The 22,959-nt window shown below is 72.9% G+C and carries 20 protein-coding genes; 5 read left to right on the plus strand and 15 right to left on the minus strand.

Going from position 1 to position 22,959, the window contains the following annotated elements:
* Positions 1–68: 68 nt before the first annotated feature.
* The 3 genes from ACH5A8_RS10260 to ACH5A8_RS10270 all read left to right on the plus strand — a co-directional run bounded on the left by ACH5A8_RS10260 (position 69) and on the right by ACH5A8_RS10270 (position 4,111).
* The gene (locus tag ACH5A8_RS10260; protein ID WP_399000078.1) at positions 69–866 is read left to right on the plus strand and encodes a GntR family transcriptional regulator; all 798 of its coding nucleotides are present in this window, start codon (positions 69–71) and stop codon (positions 864–866) included.
* Positions 863–3,325, plus strand: a complete 2,463-nt coding sequence (locus tag ACH5A8_RS10265; protein WP_399000080.1) for a dolichyl-phosphate beta-glucosyltransferase — start codon at positions 863–865, stop codon at positions 3,323–3,325. Before ACH5A8_RS10260 ends, ACH5A8_RS10265 begins: the two co-directional genes overlap by 4 nt.
* Before the next feature lie 135 nt (positions 3,326–3,460).
* Positions 3,461–4,111, plus strand: a complete 651-nt coding sequence (locus tag ACH5A8_RS10270; protein WP_399000082.1) for a hypothetical protein — start codon at positions 3,461–3,463, stop codon at positions 4,109–4,111.
* A gap of 43 nt (positions 4,112–4,154) precedes the next feature.
* Here ACH5A8_RS10270 and ACH5A8_RS10275 read toward each other — a convergent pair whose 3' ends face one another.
* Both ACH5A8_RS10275 and ACH5A8_RS10280 read right to left on the minus strand, forming a co-directional pair.
* Positions 4,155–5,987, minus strand: a complete 1,833-nt coding sequence (locus ACH5A8_RS10275) for a bifunctional metallophosphatase/5'-nucleotidase (RefSeq protein ID WP_399000084.1) — start codon at positions 5,985–5,987, stop codon at positions 4,155–4,157.
* A 268-nt stretch (positions 5,988–6,255) separates the two neighbouring features.
* Entirely contained in the window at positions 6,256–7,539 is a 1,284-nt protein-coding gene (locus ACH5A8_RS10280) for an adenylosuccinate synthase (RefSeq protein ID WP_399000086.1), read from the minus strand.
* Positions 7,540–7,736: 197 nt separating this feature from the next.
* Between ACH5A8_RS10280 and ACH5A8_RS10285 the strand changes: the two genes are divergently transcribed.
* The gene (locus ACH5A8_RS10285; protein WP_399000088.1) at positions 7,737–8,630 is read left to right on the plus strand and encodes a diacylglycerol kinase family protein; all 894 of its coding nucleotides are present in this window, start codon (positions 7,737–7,739) and stop codon (positions 8,628–8,630) included.
* Between the two features lie 181 nt (positions 8,631–8,811).
* Here the strand turns inward: ACH5A8_RS10285 and ACH5A8_RS10290 are convergent, their stop codons facing one another.
* The 4 genes from ACH5A8_RS10290 to ACH5A8_RS10305 form a co-directional block, all read right to left on the minus strand.
* Positions 8,812–9,414: a Uma2 family endonuclease gene (locus ACH5A8_RS10290; protein WP_399000090.1), complete on the minus strand. Its 603-nt coding sequence runs from the start codon at positions 9,412–9,414 to the stop codon at positions 8,812–8,814.
* Between the two features lie 87 nt (positions 9,415–9,501).
* On the minus strand, positions 9,502–10,722 hold the full coding sequence (locus tag ACH5A8_RS10295; protein ID WP_399000092.1) for a cytochrome P450: 1,221 nt from the start codon (positions 10,720–10,722) through the stop codon (positions 9,502–9,504).
* Between the two features lie 86 nt (positions 10,723–10,808).
* A complete protein-coding gene (locus tag ACH5A8_RS10300; protein WP_399000094.1) occupies positions 10,809–11,012 on the minus strand; it encodes a DUF397 domain-containing protein in 204 nt (67 codons plus the stop codon).
* On the minus strand, positions 11,012–11,863 hold the full coding sequence (locus ACH5A8_RS10305) for a helix-turn-helix domain-containing protein (protein ID WP_399000096.1): 852 nt from the start codon (positions 11,861–11,863) through the stop codon (positions 11,012–11,014). The genes ACH5A8_RS10300 and ACH5A8_RS10305 overlap by 1 nt, the downstream gene beginning before the upstream one ends.
* 226 nt (positions 11,864–12,089) lie before the next feature.
* Here ACH5A8_RS10305 and ACH5A8_RS10310 point away from each other — a divergent pair, with 226 nt between their 5' ends.
* Entirely contained in the window at positions 12,090–12,521 is a 432-nt protein-coding gene (locus ACH5A8_RS10310; RefSeq protein ID WP_399000097.1) for an ATP-binding protein, read from the plus strand.
* Here the strand turns inward: ACH5A8_RS10310 and ACH5A8_RS10315 are convergent.
* From ACH5A8_RS10315 to ACH5A8_RS10355, 9 genes are all read right to left on the minus strand, one after another.
* Positions 12,491–13,168, minus strand: coding sequence for a response regulator (locus ACH5A8_RS10315; RefSeq protein WP_399000098.1), 678 nt, complete (start codon positions 13,166–13,168; stop codon positions 12,491–12,493). The genes ACH5A8_RS10310 and ACH5A8_RS10315 overlap by 31 nt on opposite strands.
* On the minus strand, positions 13,165–14,511 hold the full coding sequence (locus ACH5A8_RS10320) for a sensor histidine kinase (protein WP_399000100.1): 1,347 nt from the start codon (positions 14,509–14,511) through the stop codon (positions 13,165–13,167). The genes ACH5A8_RS10315 and ACH5A8_RS10320 overlap by 4 nt, the downstream gene beginning before the upstream one ends.
* A gap of 103 nt (positions 14,512–14,614) precedes the next feature.
* Complete coding sequence (locus ACH5A8_RS10325) at positions 14,615–15,289, minus strand: response regulator (protein WP_399000103.1); 675 nt, start codon at positions 15,287–15,289, stop codon at positions 14,615–14,617.
* Positions 15,286–16,659, minus strand: a complete 1,374-nt coding sequence (locus ACH5A8_RS10330) for a sensor histidine kinase (protein WP_399000651.1) — start codon at positions 16,657–16,659, stop codon at positions 15,286–15,288. Before ACH5A8_RS10330 ends, ACH5A8_RS10325 begins: the two co-directional genes overlap by 4 nt.
* 74 nt (positions 16,660–16,733) lie before the next feature.
* Positions 16,734–17,933 (minus strand): acyltransferase, encoded by a 1,200-nt coding sequence (locus ACH5A8_RS10335; protein WP_399000652.1) that lies wholly within the window; start codon positions 17,931–17,933, stop codon positions 16,734–16,736.
* Between the two features lie 88 nt (positions 17,934–18,021).
* Positions 18,022–19,086 (minus strand): alpha/beta hydrolase, encoded by a 1,065-nt coding sequence (locus tag ACH5A8_RS10340; protein ID WP_399000105.1) that lies wholly within the window; start codon positions 19,084–19,086, stop codon positions 18,022–18,024.
* Positions 19,087–19,386: 300 nt separating this feature from the next.
* Positions 19,387–20,316 (minus strand): alpha/beta hydrolase, encoded by a 930-nt coding sequence (locus tag ACH5A8_RS10345; protein WP_399000107.1) that lies wholly within the window; start codon positions 20,314–20,316, stop codon positions 19,387–19,389.
* Between the two features lie 329 nt (positions 20,317–20,645).
* Positions 20,646–21,950 carry a kynureninase gene (kynU, locus tag ACH5A8_RS10350; RefSeq protein ID WP_399000109.1) on the minus strand — a complete coding sequence of 435 codons (1,305 nt, stop codon included), beginning with the start codon at positions 21,948–21,950 and terminating at the stop codon, positions 20,646–20,648.
* Entirely contained in the window at positions 21,943–22,803 is an 861-nt protein-coding gene (locus ACH5A8_RS10355; RefSeq protein ID WP_399000654.1) for a tryptophan 2,3-dioxygenase family protein, read from the minus strand. Before ACH5A8_RS10355 ends, kynU begins: the two co-directional genes overlap by 8 nt.
* Positions 22,804–22,959 lie beyond the last annotated feature (156 nt).

The raw sequence follows: 22,959 nt of genomic DNA on the forward strand, positions 1-22,959 counted from the left end.
AGGTGGCGTGCTCGTAGGGACAGATGTACGAGCACGCCACTCGCACGCGTAAGGGAGACGCTCCGACCATGCCCGGCATCAGCGGCCCGGCCGCCGTGACGCGCAGCACCCTGCGCCAGCAGATCGCGGACGCGTTGCGCGACGAGGTGCTGGCGGGGCGGCTGCAGCCGGGGCAGGAGTTCACGGTCAAGGAGATAGCCGAGCAGTACGGGGTCTCCGCGACGCCCGTGCGGGAGGCGCTCGTCGACCTGGCCGCGCAGGGGCTGCTGGAGGCCGACCAGCACCGCGGCTTCCGGGTGCACGAGTACTCGCCGGCCGACTTCGTCGAGATGATCGAGGCGCGCGGCCTGGTCACCGACGGCATGTTCCGGGCTCTCGTCGAGGGGGCCCACGGCACCGGCCGCGCGATCCTGGCCTCCAAGGCGCCCCGGGCCACCACGCCCGCCGCGTCCGCCGCGTCCGAAGGGGCCACCGCGCCCGTCCCGCCCCGCCTCCGCCCTCCGCTGGACCTGCGGACGGCCGCCACGCTCGCCGGGGTGCGCCGGCGCGGCGAGGAGGCGCAGCGGGCGGCCACCGCGGGCGACCTGACCGTGCTGATCGGCTACGACCTGCGGTTCTGGCGGGAGCTGAGCGCCCTGTTCGGCAACGCCCACCTCTCCGACTTCCTGCACCGGCTGCGCGTGCGGTCCTGGGTGTGCGCGGTGCAGCACCTGCGCCGCCACGACGATCTGCGCGGCCTGCTGTGGACCGGCCACACCGAGCTCGTGGACGCCCTCGCCCGCGACGACATACCGGCGGCCCGCGCGATCGTCGCCGACCACCACGCGCACTCGCTCACCCTGCTCGACCGGCCGGCCGGCGCATGAGCGAGGCCGCCGCCGACCGGGCCGCCGCCGACGGCGCCGCACCCGACGACCGGACCGTCGACCTGTCGGTCGTCATCCCCGCCTACAACGAGGAGGAGCGGCTCGGGCCCTCCCTCGACGCCGTCACCGCCTACCTGGGCGCCGGAGCGGCCCGATTCGGCGAGTGGGAGGTCGTCGTCGCCGACGACGGGTCCACCGACGGCACCGCCGGCCTCGTCACCGCACGCCGGGACCCGCGCGTCCGGCTGGTGACCGGCGACCGCAACCGCGGCAAGGGGCACGCGCTGCGCCTGGGCGTCGCCGCCACCCGCGGCCGGCGCGTGCTGCTGACCGACGCCGACCTGGCCGCCCCCATCGAGGAGCTGGAGCGTCTCGACGAGGCGATCGGCGAGGACACCGCCGCCGCGATCGGCTCCCGTTCCGTGCCCGGCGCGTCGATAGAGCACCACCAGCACCGGGTCCGCGAACTCCTCGGCCACGCCGGGAACGTCCTCATCCGGCGGGTCGCGGTGCCCGGGATACGCGACACCCAGTGCGGTTTCAAGCTGTTCGACGGCGAGCGCGCCCGCGCGGCCTTCGCCGCCACCCGGCTCAACGGCTGGGGCATCGACGTGGAGGTCCTCCAGCACTTCCACCGGGCCGGCTGGCCCGTCGCCGAGGTCCCGGTCCGCTGGTCCCACCGGCCCGGTTCCAAGGTCGGCCCCCTCGACTACGGCCGGGTCCTCGCCGAGCTGGCCCGGTTGCGGGCCCGTTCGGTGCGGCCCGCCGACCTGTTCGCCGCCGTCCTGTTCCTGCTGATGTCGGTGACCCTGTACTCGGGCCGCCTCTTCGACCCGGCCCACCGCTACCTGCCCGACTCGATGCAGGACCAGAACCAGTGGGAGTGGTTCTTCACCGTCGTCGCCGACAGCGTCGCCCACCCGCACAATCCCCTGTTCACCGACCTCCAGAACTTCCCCGACGGCGTGAACCTGATGGCGAACACGGCCATGCTCGGCCTGTCCGTGCCCTTCGCTCCCCTCACGCTCGCCTTCGGCCCCGCCGTCTCGCTCAGCGTCTGCATGGCGCTGGGGCTCGCCGCGACGGCCGCCGCCTGGTACTGGCTGATCGTCCGGCGCGTGACGGCGCACCGGGGCGCGGCCGTGGTCGGCGCGTCGCTGGCCGCCTTCGCCCCGCCGATGGTCAGCCACGCCAACGCGCACCCCAACTTCGTGATCCTGTTCATGGTGCCGCTGATCGTCGACCGTGCGCTGCGGCTGTGCGCGGGCGCCCGCGTCCGGCGGGACGGGATCTTGCTCGGGCTGATGGCGGCGTACCAGGTCTTCCTGGGCGAGGAGCCGCTGCTGCTGGCCGCGATCGGCATGACGCTGTTCGCCGTCGCGTACGGGGCGGCCCGCCCGGACGTGGCCCGGGCTGCCTGGCGGCCGCTGCTGAAGGGGCTGCTGACCGCCGGCGCCGTCTGCCTGCCGATCGTCGCCTTCCCGCTGTACTGGCAGTTCACGGGCCCGCAGAGCTACGGCAGCGTCCTGCACGGCGACAACGCGGGCAACAGCCCGCTGGCGCTGCTGGCCTTCGCCGAGCGTTCCCTGTTCGCGGGCGACGCGCAGAGCGCGAACGCGCTCGCCTCGAACCCCACCGAGCAGAACGCCTTCTACGGCTGGCCGCTGATCCTGGTCACCTTCGCGATCACCGTACGACTGTGGGAGTCCGCGCTGGTCAAGGCGCTGGCGGTGACGGCGGCCGGTGCGGCGTTCCTGTCCCTGGGCCCCAGGTTCCGCCTGCCGCTGACCCACACCGTCTACCCGGGCCCGTGGGCCCTGCTCGCCCACCGGCCGCTGTTCGAGTCGGTCATCGAGAGCCGGGTCGCGATGGTCTGCGCGCCCGCGCTCGGCATGCTGCTCGCGCTCGCCCTCGCCCGGCTGTCGGGCGCCCGCCCGCGCACGCTCTACGGCGGCCTGCTCGCGGTGAGCCTCGCCCTGCTCCCGCTGGTCCCGGCCCCGCTGAAGGCGGTCGACCGGGCCCCGGTGCCGGCGTTCATCGCCGACGGCATGTGGAAGCCGTACCTGCGCGACGGCGAGTCGCTGGTGCCCGTCCCGCTGCCCGACCCCGGCGCGGCGGAGGCGCTGCACTGGCAGACGGCGGCCCACCTCGGCTTCCGGCTGCCCGGCGGTTACTTCAACGGCCCCTACGGTCCCGACCGCGTCGGCATCTACGGCGCCGTGCCCCGGCCGACGTCGAGCATGCTGCGGGACGTGCGCTACACCGGCGTCGTCCCGCCGATCGACGAGACGCGGCGGCGGCAGGCGCGGCAGGACTTCGCCCACTGGCACGCGGGCGTCCTGGTCCTTGCCCCCCAGCAGAACGACGACCGGCTGCGCGAGGTGCTCTTCCGGCTGGTGGGCCGGGAGGGTAAGTGGACCGGCGGGGTATGGGTATGGGATCTGCACGGGAGGAGCTGACGGGCACCGCACCGACTACGCTCTACACTCCCCCGGGCACCGCGCCCGGTCACCCCGACCGCCGCCCCCACGACATCGCGATCCACCGAACACACGCGCCTCGCCGCGCCCACTCTTCTACGGGAGGAGCCCTCCTTGGCCTGTGACCTGTGGCTGGTACCGCTCGTCGACGTGTTGTGCCACACGCCCGACAACCCGTTCGCCGAGGAACTCGCGCAGTACAACGCGGCGTTGGCGCAGAACGGGCTGCCGCCGGTGCCGGTGTACCAGTACATGCCGGGCCTGTCCGGAGACGTCGCGCCGGTGGCCGGCTTCGACTACGACGCGCTGCACTTCCTGCGCCGCGCCCACCTCCTCCAGCTGTGCGGCCTGCCGCTCACCCCGGTCGACGAACTGGGCGGAGACTACGAGCAGTTGCTGGAGATGTTCGAGTCGACGGCCCAGCAGTCCCATCTGGTCTGGCACTACGACCACGCGGGCGCCTACGTCCCGCTGGACTTCCCGCACCCCCTGTCCAACGACGAACTCCTGTCGAGCGGCGGACCGTTGGGTTCCTCTCAGGGGCTCCTGCGGGAACTGGAGCACGTCGCGCCGGCCATCGGCATCGACCCGGCCAACCCGCCCGCTCCCCCGGCGCCGCCGACGGCCCCCACGGAGCTGGAGCAGCCGGCCGCGCCCGCCCCCTACGACCCGAGTCCCTTCGCCCGCGAGCGCCACGTCTGGCTCGGCCTGCACGCGGCGGCGACGCGCAGCCTGGCCCAGGGCTCGATGATCGTGTTCAGCTGAGGGCCGGGACGGGCCGGCCCCGCAGGGGGGCCGGCCGGAGGGATCAGAACACCGGCGTCCCGGCCTGGGTCAGCTTCCAGTTGACGGCCGCGAAATCGGCCGGGTCGAGGCTGCCCTTGCCGGTGACGTAGTCGATCATCAGCTGGCGGATCTCGTCGGTGGAGCTGTAGGCGATCTCGGCGCTCGCGATGTGCGGGTAGCCGGAGCCGCCGTTGGCGCGGTAGTTGTTCACCGCGACGACGAAGACCTGGTCGGCGGCGACCGGCGCGCCCCGGTAGGAGAGGTTCTTGATCCGGGAGCCCTCCGGCTCGGCGATGTCGATCTCGTAGTCGACGCCGGCCGCGGTGTCGTACATGTAGTCCCAGAAGCTGTTGGCGTTGGTCAGGGTGGCGGTGTCCACCTTCGTGCCGGCCGGGACCCGGTGGTAGTACTTCGCCGCGTACTCCAGGTAGTCCTTCAGCTGGGCGCCGGTGAGCTTCTTGGCGTACAGCGTGTTGTCGTAGATGTAGAGCCCCGCGATGTCGCGGATCGTCACGTCGCCGGCCGGGATGTCGGCCGTGCGGCTGAACGGCGCGGCGACGGAGACCAGCGGCAGCGCCGCGTCCGCCGCCGACAGCCCGGCGGCCACGGACTTGGACTGGACCTCGTGGATGAAGTCCATGATGGGCACGTCGCGCCAGCACGCCTCGGCCCCCGAGAGGTCCTGCGTACAGGTGCCGACCGGGGTGTTGACGTACGTGACCACCAGCTCGTGGTCGGCCTTCAGGAGCCGGGTGATCTCCGGGTCCTCCTCGGCGTCCTTCGGGTCGAGGGTCTGCGCCTTCACCTCGGTGACCTGCCAGCGGCCGTGGCGCAGTTCGAGGTCGAAGTCGAAGACGGTCAACCGCATGCCGTAGCAGTACGGCTCGGACAGGACGACGTCCTTGCCGGTCTGCTCGTTCCTCACCGTGTACGACGACACCTCGACGTGGGTGTGGCCCACCAGGATCGCGTCGATGCCGGGGACCTGTTCGGCGACGAGGTTGGAGGCGTTCTCCACGTACGGCAGCTCGTCTCCGTAGGAGGAACTGCCGTCCAGGCCCGAGTGGTCGGTGAGGAAGACGACGTCGCAGCCGAGGGCGCGCAGCCTCGGCACGTACTTCCTCGCCTGCTCCACCAGCCCGGTGAAGGCCATCTTCCCGCTGACGTTGTCCTTGTCCCACAGCGCGATGCCGGGGTTGGTCAGGCCGAGGACGCCCACCTTGATGTCGGGGGCTCCGGGGACCCGGATCCGCTTGACTGCGTACGGCTGGAAGGCGGGCCGCAGCGTCCTGGCGTCCAGCGCGTTGGCGCCGAGCAGCGGGAAGTCGCACTGCTTCTCGAACTCGCGCAGCACGTCGATGCCGTAGTTGAACTCGTGGTTGCCGAGGGCGGCGGCGTCGTAGCGCATGTGGTTCATGGCCACGGCCATCGGATGCGCGGGCCCCTTGTGGCCGCCCTTGCCGGTGATGGGGTCCACGCGCGCGAAGTAGTACGCCAGCGACGTCCCCTGGATGATGTCGCCGGCGTCGACGAGCAGCACCCGGTCCTCGCCCTTGGCCGCGCGCTGCCGCTCGACGAGCGTGGCGACGCGGGCGACGCCGACGGAGTCGCCCTGGGCGTCCTTGTAGGCGGCGTCGGTGTAGTAGTCCCAGTCGAAGACGTGGCTGTGCAGGTCGGTGGTGCCCAGGATGGAGAACGACCAGGTGCGCGGCCCGTGGTGCGACGGGTGCGGCCCGCCGTGCGCCTCGGCGGCCTGCGCCGTACCGGTCCCGGCCACTGAGGCGGCGGCCACCGCCGCCGACGTCGCGGCCGACTTCTGCATGAACTGACGGCGGTTCAGGGGGCTTGCCGGCATGCGGTTCTCCTGGGCGTGAGACACGGGCGGTACGGGCAACTACACGCGTAGAGCGTGGCCTCGGCCCGCCCGGCCGGGAACCAGGAGCAGACCATGTCCAGGTCAAGGAACGGCATGGCGTGCGGACGGGGCAGCCGGCATGCGGCGGGGGCGCACGGCAGGACGGCCGACGGGGCGGCCGGAGGGAACACGGGCACACGGCGGGGCGGCCGGCACGGAAGATCCGTGCCGGCCGCCCCGTGGGTCCGCGTCACGCGCGGGGCCCGCCTCAGATGAACGAGTTGATCTCGATCGTCTCGTCGCGGCCCGGGCCGACGCCGATCGCGGAGATCGGGGCGCCGGACATCTCCTCCAGGGCCTTGACGTAGGCCTGGGCGTTCTTCGGGAGGTCACCGAAGGTCTTGGCCTTCGTGATGTCCTCCTGCCAGCCGGGGAGGTACTCGTAGACGGGCTTCGCGTGGTGGAAGTCGGTCTGCGAGTACGGCAGCTCCTCGACGCGCCGGCCGTCGATCTCGTAGGCGACGCAGACCGGGATCTGCTCCCAGCCGGTGAGGACGTCCAGCTTGGTGAGGAAGAAGTCGGTCAGGCCGTTCACGCGGGTGGCGTAGCGGGCGATCACCGCGTCGAACCAGCCGCAGCGGCGGTCGCGGCCGGTGGTCACACCGCGCTCGCCGCCGATGCGGCGCAGCGCCTCGCCGTCCTCGTCGAGCAGCTCGGTCGGGAAGGGGCCCGAGCCGACTCGGGTCGTGTAGGCCTTGAGGATGCCGATGACCCGGCTGATCTTCGTCGGGCCCACGCCGGAACCGGTGCAGGCGCCGCCCGCCGTCGGGTTGGACGAGGTGACGAACGGGTAGGTGCCGTGGTCGATGTCCAGCAGCGTGCCCTGGCCGCCCTCGAAGAGGACCACCTTGTCGTCCTCCAGCGCCTGGTTGAGGACCAGCACGGTGTCGGCGACGTACGGCTTGATCTGCTCGGCGTAGCCCAGCAGCTCCTCGACCACCTGGCCGGCGGCGATCGCGCGGCGGTTGTACAGCTTGGTCAGGATCTGGTTCTTGGCCTCGAGAGCCGCCTCGACCTTCTGGGTCAGGATCGACTCGTCGTACAGGTCCTGGACCCGGATGCCCACGCGGTTGATCTTGTCCGCGTAGGTCGGGCCGATGCCGCGCCCGGTGGTGCCGATCTTCCGCTTGCCGAGGAAGCGTTCCGTCACCTTGTCGACGGTGACGTTGTACGGCGTGATGATGTGAGCGTTTCCGCTGATCAGGAGCTTCGACGTGTCGACGCCGCGCTCGTTCAGACCGCTCAGCTCGGAGAGCAGGACCGACGGGTCGACGACGACTCCGTTGCCGATCACCGGCGTACAACCGGGAGACAGGATTCCGGAAGGGAGGAGGTGCAGTGCATACTTCTGGTCGCCGACGACGACCGTGTGGCCGGCGTTGTTGCCGCCCTGATAACGCACTACATAGTCCACTGAGCCGCCGAGCAGGTCGGTGGCCTTTCCCTTGCCTTCGTCACCCCACTGAGCACCGAGCAGCACAAGTGCGGGCACGCGCGTACACCCCTTCCGGGCGGGGCATGTCCAAGGTCAGGGGCGTACGCGGGTTCACCGCCGCGTACACCGCGCGACCGTCTTCGGCCGCACACAACCGTCGGACCGGATGCCCCGGAATAGACGAAGCCCCTGGCGCAATAGCGCAAGGGGCTCTTGCACAAAGATGCTACCCGAGGAAGCGAGGCAGGACCGAGGTGGCGACATATCCGACGTCCGAACAGCTGCTGGTGGTCATCGACCCGGTCGCCCGGCGGACGGACGGGGAGTCCGTGCGGATCGCGAAGGACGTGCTCGGCGCGGGCGCCGCGGTGAAGGTGTGCCTGCCCGAGGACCCGGAGGAGTTCGCCCGGGCGCTGGCGCGGCGCGGGTCACGGCGGCCGGTGGTGATCGGGGACGACCGGGCGCTGCTGCGGGCGGTGTCCGTGCTGCACCGGCGCCGTGAACTGGCCGGCTGCGCGCTCTCGGCGGTGCCGGTCGGGGCGGCCGTGTCCCTGGCCCGTTCGCTGGGCGTGCCCACAGGGCCGGTGGCGGCGGCCCGGGCGGTCCTGGACGGCGCGGTGCGCCGGCTCGACCTGCTCGTCGACGACAGCGACGGCGTGGTGCTGGGGGCGCTGCGCATTCCGCCGCTGGTGGCACGGGACCTGGAGGCGGGGGCCACGGTGGTCGGCGCGGGCCCGGGAGCGGGCCTGGGCGCGGGCCGTGACTGGCTGCGCACCTGCCAGTCGCTGGTGCGGACCCTGGTGACCCGCCCCCCCCGGCCGGCCGCCGACGCCGGGCCCGGGCCCGCACGGCTGCGGGTGGAGGTCGACGGGGAGACGGTCGTGGACCTGGACCAGCCGGTGGAGGCGGTGTCGGTCGCGCCGGGCGAGTCCGGCAAGGCACAGGTGGAGGTACGGCCGGTGTCGGGGCCCGGCGCGGAGGCGTCGCCGCTGCTGGCGCGGGGACGCACGGTGACCGTCTCCGGAGCGGACTTCCGCTACCGGGCGGACGCGACGGTGTCCGGACCGGTGCGGACGCGGACGTGGCGGGTACGGGAGGACGCCTGGGGGCTGGTGGTGCCGGTGACGGGCCAAGGAGCCGACGGGTGAGTCGGCCGGAGGCCGGGCTCAGCCATGCTTTCGGTCCGTGGCGGCGTGGGACGGCCGGTGGTGTGACCGCGGGCCCGTCGGCCGACCGGACGGCCGCGTCCGCGACGGTCACCCGCCGTCGGGCTTGCGGTCGTCGGGACCGGCGGTACCGGGTCGGCGGCGGGGCCGGCGCCTGGACGATTCAGTCGGCGTACTGCTTCAGTTCGGTGGTGTCGAGTTCGATCCCCAGCGGTTCCGGCAGTGACAGCACGCCACCGAAGGATTTCCTGACCGTGCTGCCGTACCCCCGTTCCGCCCCGGGTTCGCTGAACAGCGTGACCGAGCAGTCGTCACGGTCGACCAGCAGGTAACACGGGATGCCCGCCGCGCCGTACGCCACGGGCTTCTCCTGCCGGTCACGCCGGTCGGTGTCGGAGTCGTACGACGTGACCTCCAGCACGAGGAGCACGCCCTCGGCCGGTGCCCACTCACCGTGCCCGGCGAAGTGCGCGGCGGGCACGAGCACCCCGTCCGGGCGGGCCCGACCCTTGCGGTACTTCTCCACCTTCAGCCCTTGCCCCTGGTACAGGTCCAGGTCGGGTCTCGCCTGCATGCACTGCCGCATCAGCCACATGTCGATGGTGTTGTAGTCGCCGTCCGGCACTCGCTTGGCCCCGATCCGCCCGTCGATGAACTCGAACCTGACGGCGTCGTCGGTCTCCTTGGCCGCGTACGCGGCGATCCTCTCGAACTCCTCGACCGACATCTGGGACGCGTGCGACGTGCGCTCTGCCATAACCGTCATGCTGCCTCCACTCGTAGGCGTGCACCAGCTTGCCGGGCGAGGTGGCGGCGCCGGACGCGGTCGCGCGGAGATCAGCCGATCAGGTGATCACCGCACCGTCACTTGCAACCCCTCCAGCCCCCGGATCACGAAGTTCGGCTTCCGCTCCGGCTCGGCGGCCAGGGCGAGGGCCGGGGCGCGTTCCAGCAGGGCGGTCATGGAGGCGGCCAGTTCGATGCGGGCCAGCGGGGCGCCGATGCAGTAGTGGATGCCCGCGCTGAAGGAGATGTGCGGGTTGTCGCGGCGTGCGAGGTCCAGCCGGCCGGGCTCGGTGAAGACCTCCGGGTCGTGGTTGGCCGAGCCGAAGAGCATGGCGATCTCCGCGCCCCTCGGGATGGTGGCGCCGTCGATCTCGATGTCGTCCAGCACCCACCGTTCGAAGAGCTGGAGCGGGGTGTCGTAGCGCATCAGCTCCTCGACGGCGGACGGGATCAGCGTGTGGTCGGCGCGGAGGGCCGCCAGCTGGTCCGGGTTGCGGAACAGGGCCCACCAGCCGTTGACCGTCGCGTTCACGGTGGCCTCGTGGCCGGCGTTGAGGAGCAGCACCGCCGTGGAGATCATCTCCTGTTCGGTCAGCCGGTCGCCCTCGTCGTGCGCCGCGATCAGGCCGGAGACCAGGTCGTCGCCGGGCTCCTCGCGGCGGGCCGCGATCAGTTCGCGCAGGTAGTCGGAGAACTCCACCGACGCCCGTACCGCCTTCGCCGCCGTCTCCTCCGGCGGATTCAGCTCGTACATCCCGCAGATCGCCGCCGACCAGGGCCGCAGCAGATGCCGGTCCGCCTCCGGGATGCCGAGCATCTCGGCGATCACCGCCACCGGCAGGGGTTCGGCGACGTCCGCGAGCAGGTCGCCGCCGCCCGCCTCGACGAGCCGGGACACCAGCTCGCCGGCGAGCGTCTCGACGTACGGCTTCAGCCGCTCCACCGTCCTCGGGGTGAACGCCTTGGACACCAGGCGCCGGATGCGGGTGTGGTCCGGCGGCTCCAGGTCGAGCATCCCGTGGTCGTTGAGGGTGTGGAACGGCTCCTGCTCCGGCGGGGGCGGCGTCCGCCCGAACTCCTCGTGCGTGAACCGGTGCCGGTAGGTGCGGCCCAGCCGCCGGTCCCGCAGCAGCGCCGAGACGTCCGCGTGGTGCGGGACCAGCCACTGGCCGGTGGGCTCGTAGCGGAGCACGCGGCCCCGGGCGCGCAGCTCGGCGTAGGCGGGGTAGGGGTCGGCGACGAACGCCGGGTCCCACGGGTCGAAGGCGAGATCGGATGCAGCCGTCATGGACGGACGATAGGACAGGTGACGTCCAGGCGGGGAGCCGGCCCGTGGTCAGGAGCTCCGCCGATCCGGCCGGGAGAAGCCGGGATTCAGCGGCTGACGCCGCCCGCCCCCACTTCACCCCCGCACTTCACCCCTTCGACGAAGGCCGCGAAGGAGGCAGCGGGGACGGAGAGCACGGCACGTGCGGGGTCCTTGGAGTCACGGATGGCTATACGGGAGGGGAGGGCGGCGATCTCGACGCAGGTGTTGCCCTCGCCTCCGCCGGAGTAGCTGGACTTCCGCCAGTTCATCAAAGCTCCTTCGTCAACCGGTGAATGAAGTCCCGGGACTCCAAGGGGCCCAGCGACGACTCCCTCACGGTACGGAAGACTTTTCGGAGCCGATCCAAGTGTGTTTCCTCATCGATGAACAGCGTCCCGGTAGGCGCGTCGAGGAGCCCGGTGTCCAGTTTCGGCACCCGTCCGCCCATGTACATCATCGAGGCGTCAGCACCGGCGAAACCGTCCCGGTCGATCGGGATGACTCGTACGGTGGCGTGACCCTTCTCGATCTCATCCAGAATGAGCCGGAGCTGCGACACCGCCGTCTGGCGGTCCGCCACCCGGATGCGCAGGGCGAATTCGTGGACCACCGTCTCGTACGGGGTCGGCTCGGCGCTCTCGATCACCGTGCGCCGCCTCATCCGGTGCTCCACTCGCGGCTCCAGCTCGCTATCGGGCAGCTCCGGGCGCATGTACCTGAAGACGGCACGCGCGTAATCCGGGGTTTGGAGAAGCCCGGGCACGTACGTGATCACGACTTCCCGTAGGAACGTCGCGTGGTGTTCTGCCTCCGCCACATCCAGGTTCACCTGCGGCAGGATTCCTCGGTAGTCGTCCCACCAACCACGCGAGCGTTCGCCGGCCAGAGCCGCCAAGGCCTCGATGAACTCCTCGTCCCCGCATTCGTAGTGAGCCGCAAGGCGACGAACGCGCTCCGGGCTGATTCCCGAGATGCCTGCTTCCACCTGGCTCATCTGGGCTGAAGTCGAGTTCAGGAAGGCCGCCGCTTCGCGCGCCTTCAGGCCCGCCGCATCGCGCAGCTTGCGCAACTCGGTGCCCAGTCGCACCTGCCGGGCTGTGGGAGTACTCCTCGGCGCCATTCATGCTCCTGTCACCAACGCCTGTGCAGGCGCACCACGTTCGGGTGCCTGATTATGGCAACGGCTTGCGTGAGGAGAAATTTCTCCTCTACCGTCAGTGACGCGACGCACACGCTGCGGCACCCCGGGACACCGGAAGCGCACCGCTCCGTCCTGCCATGACGGTGCGGCAATGCCACCGCCCGAAGGCCGCCACTCCCCTCACCTCATCGAACGGAGTCGACGCATGCCCGAGAACGATCCCTGGGAGTACTCCCTCTACATCCCGAACGACCCGCGCGCCGTCACCATCAGTCGCCGCACCCTCCGTCTGATCCTCACGATGCACGGGCTGATCCGTCTCGTGGACGTCGCCGAGCTGCTCGCGGCGGAGCTGGTCACCAACGCCGTGCTGCACACCAAGGGGCCCGCCGCGCTGCGGGTGCGCTGGTCGGGCACGGCGTTGCGGATCGGCGCGTGGGACGCGGACCCCGAACCGCCGGACGCGCCCGAGCGGTTGACGGACGTGGCCGAGGACGAGTCCGGGCGGGGGCTCGGTCTGGTCCGGGCCTGTGCGGACGTGTGGGGGTGGCATCCCCTCTCCAGGTTCGGCAACCGGGGCAAGTACGTGTGGTGCGAGCTCGGCGATCAGCCCGGTATGACGAGCCGTGCCTCGTAGGCGAACACCGCCGCCTGGGTGCGGTCCCGCAGGCCGAGTTTCACCAGGACCCGGCTCACATGGGTCTTGATCGTGGACTCGGCGACCACCAGCCGCTCCGCTATCTCCCCGTTCGACAGGCCCCCCGCGATCAGTACCAGCACCTCCGTCTCCCGCTCCGTCAGGTCCCCGTACGCGGCCTGCGCGGCGGCCGCCGGCCGGGGCGGCGCCTCGGCCAGCTTCGAGAACTCCGTGATCAGCCGTCTGGTGACCGAGGGGGCGAGCAGTGCCTCACCGGCGGCCACCACCCGCACCCCGTCGGCGAGCTGCCGCGCCGAGGCGTCCTTGAGCAGGAACCCGGAGGCTCCCGCCCGCAGCGCCTGATACACGTACTCGTCGAGGTCGAACGTGGTCAGCACCAGCACCTTCGCCGCGCCGTCGGCGGCGACGATCTCCCTCGTCGCCTCCAGGCCGTTCAGCTCGGGCATGCGGATGTCCATCAGCACGACGTCCGGGGAGAGCTCGCGGACCTTCACGACCGCGTCCCGGCCGTTGACGGCCTCGCCGACGACCTCGATGTCCGGCATGGCGTTGAGCAGGACGGAGAAGCCCTCGCGCACCATCATCTGATCATCCGCGATCAGTACGCGGATCGCACGGTCCGTCATGCGCCGTCCTCGGTCGGCGCGGCGACCGGCAGGAACACCGCCACCTCGTAGCCGCCGCCGTCCGTCGGGCCGGCCGTCATCTCGCCGTTCAGCATCGTCACCCGCTCCCGCATTCCGGTGATGCCGTGCCCGGCGCCGGGCGACGGCTTGACCTGATACGCCTCCGGGATCGGACCGTTGACGACCCTCAGGCCGAGACCGCCCAGGACGTAGGAGACCTCGACGCGGGCCGTCGCGCCCGGCGCGTGCCGCAGGCTGTTGCTCAGGGCCTCCTGGACGATCCGGTACGCCGACAGCTCCACGCCCGGCGGGAGTTCGCGCACCGCTCCGGTCGTCACCTTCTCCACGCTCAGGCCCGCGTCCCGCACGTTGGCCAGCAGGGTGTCGAGGTCGGCGAGGGTGGGCTGCGGGGCCTGCGGCGCCTCGTAGTCCTCCGCCCGGACCACGCCGAGGACCCGGCGCAGTTCGGTGAGGGCCGCCACCGCGTTCTCCCGGATCGTGGCGAAGGCCTTCTCCAGCTCCGGCGGCGGGTTCTGGACCCGGTAGGGGGCGGCCTCGGCCTGGATGGCGACCACGGACATGTGGTGGGCCACGACGTCGTGCAGTTCGCGGGCGATCGTGGTGCGCTCCTCCAGCAGGGTGCGGCGGGAGCGCTCGTGCGCGGTCACCGTCTGCTGCGCGGTCACCGTCTGCTCGGCGTCCCGGCGTATGTGCCAGACGGTGACGGCCAGCAACACGAACGCGGACGCCGTCAGCATGGCCGCCGAGTTGTCGTCGTAGTGGTAGCCGGACACCGCCCTACCGGTGAAGGAGCACCCCGCGGTGAGCACCCACATCCACGCCGCCGTGCGCGGCCGGGTGCGTATCGCCACGACCGTGAGCACCGTCAGGTAGGAGACGAAGCCCGCCGGCGGCCACGGCCAGTCGTCGTAGGTCCCGGCGACCACCGACCCGCCGACGGCCGCCGCCAGAGCCAGCCAGAACGCCCCCACCGGGCGGACCAGCGTGAGCAGCACCGGGACCAGCGCGGACAGTCCGTACACCGGTGCCGTCAGGTCCCTCTCGGCGGACGACCAGGCGGCGAGCATGGTCAGCAGGCCGATCCCGGACACCAGTGCGTGCGGCGCCCAAGCCGCCCACTCCCGCAGCCGGCCGGGCAGCTGCCCGATCAGCGGGCCGCAGGCGTCCCTGCGGGGCAGCGGACGGTAGGCGAAGGCGTTCTGGAACAGGTCCTGCCGCAGCCCCCGCAGGGCCTGCGCCGCCGCCCGGTACTCCGGGCTGCGCGGCTTGTAGGGGCTGAACGCGCCGTCCGGCGCCGTCTGCGTCTGGGTCGTCTCGGTCACGATGAAAACCGTAGGCGGGAACCGCCGGCGTCGGCGTCCCCAGTGAGAGGGGTTCCGCGGCCTCCCTCTCAGGTACTACGGGTAGGCCTCGGGCGGCCCGCGCTCAGTAGCCGGAGGGCCGCACCAGCCCGGATTCGTACGCGAACACCGCCGCCTGGGTACGGTCCCTGAGCCCCAGTTTGATCAGGATGCGGCCGACGTGGGTCTTCACCGTCTGCTCGGCGACGACGAGGCGCTCGGCGATCTCCGCGTTCGACAGGCCCTGGGCGATCAGCGCGAGCACCTCCGTCTCCCGCTCGGTCAGGGTGCCGACGCGCGCCTTGAGCGGGCCGCGCGGCCTGCCGTTCATCCGGGAGAACTCGGCGATCAGCCTGCGGGTGATCCCCGGCGCCAGCAGAGCGTCACCGGCCGCGACCACCCGCACCGCCTCGGCCAGCTGGTCGGCGGAGGCGTCCTTCAGGAGGAAGCCGGACGCTCCGGCGCACAGCGCCTCGTACACGTACTCGTCGAGGTCGAAGGTGGTGAGCACCAGCACTCGCGTGCCCGGCGCGTGGGCCGTGACGTGGCGGGTGGCCTCGATCCCGTTCAGCTCGGGCATGCGGATGTCCATGAGGACGACGTCCGGGGCGAGTTCGGCGACCTTGGCGACGGCGTCCCGGCCGTCCACCGCCTGGCCGACCACCTCGATGCCCGGCTGGACGTCGAGCAGGACGCCGAAGCCCTGACGGACCATCTGCTGGTCGTCGGCGATGAGGACGCGGATGCTGCCGCTGCTCATGGGATCTCTTCTCCTGTCGGGGGCGGTGGGCCCGGCGCGGCGGTGTCCTGCGGGGTACGGGGCGCGGCCGGCGGTTCGAGGACGAAGTCAGGAGCGCCGGCCGGTCCGGCGTGGGCCACGGTCAGACCGGGCAGGCCGGGACCGGCGAGGGGAGCCGTGCCGTCGCGGGGCAGGAAGGCGGTGACGGCGAAGCCTCCGTGCAGCGTCCTGACCGCGGTGACGTGGCCGCCCAGCATCGCCGCCCGCTCACGCATGCCCAGCAGACCGTGCCCCGCGCCCGCGGAGGGCGCGACGGGCCGCCGCGGACGGGAGTTGACCACACTCAGGCAGAGGCCGTCGGGGATGTGGGTGATCTCCACGCGGGCCGTCGAACCCGGGGCGTGCCGGAGGACGTTGCTGAGAGCCTCCTGGACGATGCGGTACGCCGACAGCTCCACGCCGGGCGGATACGGCCGCGGCCGGCTCCGGGCGTCCTCGGTCTCCAGGACCACCGTCAGTCCGGCGGCGCGGATGTTCTCGACCAGGGCGTCGAGGCGGTCGAGGGTGGGCTGCGGCCCCCACGGCGCCGCTGCGGCGCCCCGTTCGCCGGGGCCGTCGGGATCCTCGAGGTTCGGCGAGCGCAGGACGCCGAGCACGCGGCGCAGTTCGGCGAGCGCCTCCAGCGCGTTCTGCCGGATGCCGGCGAGGTTCTCCTTGAGCTCGTCCGAGGGATTCTCCGTCAGGTACGGCGCCACCTGTGCCTGGATGGAGATGACCGACATGTGGTGGGCGACGACGTCGTGCAGTTCCCTGGCGATGCGGCTGCGTTCCTCCAGGAGGGTGCGGCGGGCCCGTTCCTCCGCGGTCAGCGTGGTCTGGCGGCCCAGCTCCGCGCGGGCCTCGCGGCGGCCCCGCAGAGCGGCGCCGAGGACCACCGCGACCGTGAACAGGACCACCGCGAGGACCCCTGTGGGCTGGTGTCTCCCCGCGCCCCACAGACCTTCCAGGACGTAGGTGACCAGCGCGGTCACGGCCAGCGCCTCCACGGCGACGCGGACGCGCACCCGCAGGGCCAGCAGCAGCAGCACGACGAGATGGCCGATGAGCCCGGCCGACGTCCAGGGCCAGGGCCGCACGAAGTCGGCCCTCAGCCGGTCGTGCACCGCGACCGCCGCCACCACCGTGACGGCGGTCGACAGCCACCACGCCGGGACGGGCCTCCACAGGGCGAGCACCACCGCGCCGCTCTGGCACAGCGCGATGAGGAGCGCGTACGTCAGGGCCAGACCGTCGCTCTCGTGGAGCTGGGCCGGTCCGCCGGCCAGGACCCCGACGGCGAACAGCCACACGATGCCGTGCGGCAGCCAGCGCAGCCAGACGGAGGGCGGCATGGGGTCCGCCTCCAGGGTCCACAGGTCGCCGCGCAGTGTCCGCAGTCCTCGCCGGACGCGGGTCTCCCCTCCGATCACGCGTCCACCCTAGGGTCTCTCGCGGGAACCGGGCCGTGCTCGCCGGCTCCGGGGCGGTGCGTCCGGGCCACGGGGGAGCGGCGGGGGCCGGTGCCGTGTTCGCGGCCGTGAAACGCCGTCCAGCACACGGCCAGCGCCAGCGCGAAGACCGGGAGCCAGGCCAGTCGGTACGCCACCCACTCCAGGTCGTCGGGGCGGGTGTGGAGCCCGGGCAGGCGGCCGGCGAGGAGGCCCAGGGCGGTGGTCGCCATCAGAGCGGTCTGGTGCCAGAGGAAGATCGTCATCGCGGACAGGTTGACCAGGGCCACGGCCGCCCAGGCGAGCGGACGGCGCATCGCTCGGCCCAGCCGATCGCGCAGCAGCAGGGCCAGGCCGCACTGGGCGAGGCCGAAGGTGACGGTGGCCAGGGTGGGCGGGTCCAGGTTGGAGACCGCGGCGCCCGGGACGCCGACCATCGACGCCGGGTAGCCCGCCCAGACGACGAGTGCGGCGGTCGCCGCCGTGCCGCCGCCCAGCAGCAGCCAGCCCGCGCGGCGGCTTTCCAGTTCACCGCGGGACCAGGCCGCGCCGAGGGCGTACGGAACCAGCCAGCCGGCGGGCAGGTTCAGCCAGCCGAGCCGGTCGGGGGCGCCGAGGCCGAAGCGGAGGACGTCCACGTGCAGGACGACGGCCAGGGGCCACAGCGGGCTGAGCCGGGTCAGCAGCGGGGTGGCGGCGGTCAGCGCGGCGAAGACCAGCAGGAACCACATCGGGGACAACGCCAGCTTGACGAGGGTGCGGACGGTGACCGGGTCCGTCCCGGTCAGCAGGAGTGCGGTGGCGGCCGGCGCCCACAGGGCCAGTACCGCGGCGGCCGGCCTGGACAGACGGGACAGACGGGAGCGCAGCCACCGCGGATAGGTGACACCGCGGGCACGGGCCGACAGATGGCTGCGCGTGGCCACGTGGCCACCGACCAGGAAGAACACGGCCAGGGTCTGGAAGGCCCAGGAGACGGGCGCCAGCCAGGGCATGAAGTGCAGGGGACTCGCGGTGCGGAGCGTCGGCCGAGGATGGGTACGGAGGTCCGCGACCAGCGCGGTGACCAGCCAGTGCCCGAGGACCACTCCGAGGATCGCTCCCGCGCGCAGGGCGTCCACCGCGCGGTCCCGGTGCGGCGGGGTGGCGGCGTCGACACGGCGGGCGGCGGCGCGCAGACGGGAGAAGACGCGTATGCGGAAGGAGACGCGCGGGCGGGAGCAGACGCGTAGACGGCCGGGACGGGTGAGCGCGACGGTGCGGTGATCAGTGACCACGGGTCTCCTTCGCGGCGCCCAGGACGATCCGGGCAAGGTGGGACAGGGACGGGGAACCGGGCTTGAAGTAGTCGCTGTGGCCGCCTCTTCCGGCCGGGAAGACCCGGGCGCCGAAGGCCGGGTCCACGGGGTCGGCGCCGAAGCCGAACGTCCTGCCGAACAGGTCGGCGTGGACGTGCGGCACGTTCGCCACCCAGTCGTCGTCGCCACGGGCCGCCCAGACGCGGGCACGGGTGCGCAGCGCCGCCACGGAGTCGGCGCCGGTGCCGGGACTGCCGAGCAGGACCATGTCGGACACGGCCAGTCCCGCGGCGGCGCGGCCGCACACCACCGAACCGTAGGAGTGGCACACCGGGGCGATGCGCGCCGCGCGGCCGGTCAGGACCCGCAGCTCGCGGACCAGCTGCCGCAGGTGCGGGGCCGCCTGTTCGGCGCGGCGCGTGGTGAGGACCGTGGTGCTGACCGTGTCCGGTGTCTCGTAGCCGAGCCAGGCGACCACCGCCGGGTGTGTTCCGGCGGGGGCCCGGCGGGTCAGCTCCCGGGAGAGGGCGAGGGCGTCCGCCCGGAAGCGGCCGTAGGTGTCGAGCGAGGTGTCCGAGCCGGGGACGAGGACGGCGACGCGGTCCGCGTGCGCCAGGTCGCCGATCACCTCCGTGACACGGCCCGGGCCGCGGCCGTCGAAGGCGAGCAGGTGGCGGGAGGAGGACGCCAGGCTTCGGTCCACGGCCGCGCGGTGCGCGTAACCGTGCGCGGCGGCCATGCGGGACGCCTGCGCGGCGTCGGCGCGGTTCGCCGCGTAGGCCGACGTCAAAGCGGCGGGCGTGGTCGGAGCGGCGGGATCCGCCGGTGCCGGGGCGGGGATCCGGGGGCGGGCGGCCGCCGACAGGGGCACCACCACGGCCGCGACGACGAGGACGGCGAGCAGCGCCCGGACCGCTCGGCGCAGTCTCCGGGCCGCGCCACCGTCCCGCGGCCCTCGCGGCGCCGTCTCCCGCCCCCCTCCGGTGACGCCCACCGCCCGCCGCCCGTCGACGACCGCCGTATCCGGTCCCATGGCTCTCCCCCTCCGCTCCGCTCGCGCAACTGGCGCGACTGGAAGGGAAATTACGGATCGGACCGCATCGTTCGCGTCCCGCCCGGGAGCTGTCCTCCGCCGTAGCTCTCAGGTATTACGGGTATGAGGGGAGGCAGATCCCGCGGTCGCGACCAGGCGCCCGGATCCGGGATCGCTCCGGGCCTCTCGGACCGAAGCCGCTCCACAGTGCCCGGATCCGTGGCCACCCTGGCACTCAGGTCCTCGACACCCCCGGGCCGCCGGGATGCGAGGCCGCCTCAGGGGCCGGCGGGCCGCCGTTCACCACGCCAGCTGGGCGATCTCCTCCGCGACCACCGCGCAGGCGTCCGCCGCCGGGTCGATCAGGGGGAAGTGGCCGACCTCCTCCAGGAGGGTCAGGCCCACCAGTTCGCCCGCCTTCGCCGCCGCGTCCGCGTACGCCTCCGCCACCGCCTCCGGCACGACCACGTCCGCACGCCCCTGCACCAGCGTCGTCGCGATGCCCGTCGGCAGCAGCAGGGCCGGGTCGGCGTACGGCCGCCGCATTCCGAACTCCTCGCCCTCACCCAGAAGTTGGCGCACCGCACCGCCGCACACATCCAGTTCCACGGCGGTCGCGAGGTCGGCGATGGGGGCGAGCGCGACCACACCCCGCAGCGGGGCGGGTCCGTCCGTGCGCCAGGCGGAGCCGGCGGGCAGGACGTGCCGGGCCGCCGCCCACAGGGCCAGGTGACCGCCCGCCGAGTGGCCGGTGAGCACGATGCGGCGCTCATCGGCCTGCGGGAGCGCCTGCCGGAGAAGGGCGGGCAGCGCGTCGAGCGCGGCGGCCACGTCGTCGAACGTGTCCGGCCAGCGGCCCGCGACCGGCGCCTCGGCATCCCCGCCGGGGGCGTCCGCGCCGCGCCGGTACTCGACGTTGGCCACGGCGAAGCCACGCCGCGCGAGGAAGTCCGCGAACGGCGTGAGGTGGAGCCGGTCGTAAGGGGCCCGCCAGGCGCCGCCGTGCAGCACCACGACGAGCGGGGCGGAGGCGGTGGGCGCCGGGTCGCCGGGGCCGCGCGGCGCGTAGAAGTCGATCACCTGGTCGGGGTGGTCGCCGTACGCGGCGGTGGCGTCGGGGGCGACGGGCGCGTGCGAGAAGGCGGACGCCTCCTCCGCGGCGTCCCGCGCCGCCGGGTCCCGCCCGGCCCTGTCGCCTGCGGCATCGCGGGGTACGGCGGCGTCCGGCATTGCTCCAACCTCTCAGCGGTGAAACGGCGTTGCGGCGAAACGGCGGCGCAACGGAGACCGGCGAACCGGGAGTCGGGCTCGGCACCGGTTCGGCCGTTGGCGGGACGGTACCAGGCCGGTGACGTGCACCGACACGCGCGTTCGACGCCCGGCGCGGGAGCGGCCGCCGAAGGGCCGCCGAGGGCCCGGCGAAGGGCCGGCGAAGGGCCGCCGAGGCGGCGGATCGGCCTACGGGGCGGACCGTACGAACGGGCCGGAGAGATCCGCCGGGGGCGGACCGGTCGCGGACCGGGGCAGGCCCGGCAGGGCGCCCGGCCCACCCCCGCTCCCTACGACTCGCCGAGCACCTCCGCCAGCACCCGCGCCGCCCGCTCCACGTCCGCGAAGGAGACGTACAGCGGGGTGAAGCCGAAGCGCAGCACGTCCGGGTGGCGGAAGTCGCCGACCACGCCGCGCTCGATCAGCCGCCTCATCACCTCCCCGGCGTCCGGGCAGCGCAGGGCCACCTGGCTGCCCCGCCGCTCGTGCTCGGCCGGCGTCACCGATTCCACCCGCCCGGCGGGGACGTGGGCGGCGACGCACTCCAGGAAGAAGTCCGTCAGCGCCAGGGACTTGGCCCGCACCGCCTCGACCGACACCCCCTCCCAGACGTCCAGCGCCGCTTCCAGGGCGAGCAGGGAGAGGATGTCCGGGGTGCCGACCCGGCCGCGCACCGCGCCCTTCGCCGGCTCGTAGTCGGGCCGCATGCCGAACGGCTCGGCGTGCGAGTTCCAGCCGGGCAGCGGGGAGTCGAAACGGTCCTGGAGGCCGGCGCGGACGTACAGGAACGCCGGTGAACCCGGGCCGCCGTTGAGGTACTTGTACGTGCAGCCGACCGCGAGGGCCACCCCGTGCTCGTCCAGCCCGACCGGCAGGGCGCCCGCGCTGTGGCACAGGTCCCAGACGGCGTACGCCCCCGCCGCGTGCACGGCGGCCGTCAGGGACGGCAGGTCGTGCAGGCGGCCGGTGCGGTAGTCGACGTGGTTGAGCAGGACCGCGGCGGTGCGCGGGCCGAGCGCCCCGGGCACCTCGTGCGGCAGCACCGGACGCAGGACGCAGTCCGTCATCCGGGCCGCGGACCGCGCGATGTACCCGTCGGTGGGGAAGGTCGACGCGTCGATCAGGATCTCGTCCCGGACGTCCGCGCCGGCGCCGTCCCCGCGGCCCGCCTCCCGGGCCATCCGCACCGCCGCCACCAGCGCCTTGAAGACGTTGACGCTGGTCGAGTCGCCGACCACGATCTGTCCCGGCGCGGCCCCGACCAGCGGGGCGATCCGGTCGCCGATCCGCTCGGGCGCGGTCCACCAGCCGCTCTCGCCCCAGGAGCGGATGCGCAGCTCGCCCCACTGGCGGCGCACGACGTCCGCGACCCGGTCCGGGACGCCGGCCGGGAGCGCGCCCAGCGAGTTGCCGTCCAGGTAGACGCCGTCGTCGAGGACGAACCGGTCGCGCAGCGACGCCAGCGGGTCGGCGGCGTCCAGCTCCCGCGCCCTGCCCGACGGCGCCTGTGCCCCCGCCGTGGCCTCCGCCGCCCGGTCCAGGAGCGACCTCGGCTCCGCCTGCGCCGGTTCCGTCGATTCCGTCAGCTCAGACATGGGACCTCGCCGTCCACAGTTCGGGGAACACGTTCTTCCGCGCCCGCTTCTCCAGCCAGGCCACACCGGCGGAGCCGCCCGTGCCCGCCTTGGCGCCCATCGCGCGGCGGGTGGCGACCAGGTGGTCGTTGCGCCAGCGCCACACCAGTTCGGCGACATCCGTCAACGCCTCGCCCAGCCGGGCGAGTTCGTCGTTCTGGTCGCCCGCGTAAAGCGCCGTCCAGACGGCCTCCACCTCCGGGGACGGCTCGTGGCGCAGGGAGACGTCGCGCCGCAGCACGGCCTCCGGGACGGCGTGTCCGCGCCGGGCGAGCAGCCGCAGCACCTCGTCGTACAGGCTCGGCTCGTGGAGCGCCTTCTCCAGCTCGGCGTGGACGCGGGGCGCGCCGCGGTGCGGGACGAGCATCGACGCGGACTTGTCGCCGAGCAGGAACTCCATGCGCCGGTACATCGCCGACTGGAACCCGGAGCCCTCGCCGAGGGCGCCGCGGTAGCTGTTGAACTGGGCCGGGGTGAGCTGTCCGAGTGGCTTCCAGGAGGCGTTCAGCGCCTCCAGCTCCCGTACGGAGCGCTTCAGCGCGGCGATCGCCGTCGGCACGTCGTCCGTGCGCAGGGCGTGGGCCGCGGTCTCCCACTCATGGACGATGACGGTGAACCACAGCTCCATGACCTGGGTCGTGACCAGGAAGACCATCTCTCCGGGATCGTCGGAGAGGGTGTGCTGGAGGTGGGTGAGCACGTCCGCCTTGACGTAGTCCTCGTACGGCGTCGTGCCTTCGAAGTCGAGATGCGGGGTCTCGGGCTCAGCGGCGGCCCTCTCGGGCCTCGCGGTCGGTTGAGCCTGGTGGGACATCGCTGTCTCCTGCATGTACTCCGGGTAGCGGTCCGCCCCTGCCGATGCCGGCACGGGGGCCCCGGTCCCCACCCGCATCCTGCGCACCCCCGGCGCAGATCGCAAGGTCGGCCCGGTGCCGCCCGGCCCCCGGTCAGGTGCCGCCCGGTGCCGTCA

Source organism: Streptomyces sp. NPDC018610, assembly GCF_044391765.1.
Taxonomy (GTDB): domain Bacteria; phylum Actinomycetota; class Actinomycetes; order Streptomycetales; family Streptomycetaceae; genus Streptomyces.